The sequence below is a fragment of the Idiomarina sp. 28-8 genome, assembly GCF_000320945.2.
Classification (GTDB): domain Bacteria; phylum Pseudomonadota; class Gammaproteobacteria; order Enterobacterales; family Alteromonadaceae; genus Idiomarina; species Idiomarina loihiensis.
This window is the reverse complement of the sequence record NZ_BANL01000061.1, coordinates 1-397: the sequence shown is the minus strand read 5'-3', so window position 1 is coordinate 397 and position 397 is coordinate 1. Positions and strand designations below refer to the sequence as shown.

Annotated in this window: 1 tRNA gene; it reads right to left on the bottom strand. The window is 51.9% G+C overall.

The annotated features are described in order from the left end of the window. Positions 1-65 precede the first annotated feature (65 nt). A tRNA-Ala gene (locus RJ32_RS00140) sits at positions 66-141 on the bottom strand. Positions 142-397 lie beyond the last annotated feature (256 nt).

Sequence of the window (397 nt, the reverse complement as noted above, 5' to 3'; positions counted from 1 at the left end):
ACTAAGTTACCGGTAAATGTTCTTGTTTAAGAACACTTAACGCTAACGGTTACGAAGAGAAGAAATGGTGGAGCCAAGCGGGATCGAACCGCTGACCTCCTGCGTGCAAGGCAGGCGCTCTCCCAGCTGAGCTATGGCCCCAGAATGCTTGCCTGAAGTTTCGATAGCGGCGTTGCGCGATCCGTTCAATCAGTCACATACCATCGAGGTATGCTCCTTCAATCACTCAACGTGCGCCTTGCTCTCAAAGCTTCATGCTGCGCGTGCTGACATCGGGGAAAACCTTCTTATCAACATCGCGGCAACCCTGACAAGGGAATTTCAAGGTTAGGCAAGGCGAGAGGGTTCGAAGCATACATCAGTATGCGAGTACCCGAACAACGCAGCATAACCGCAG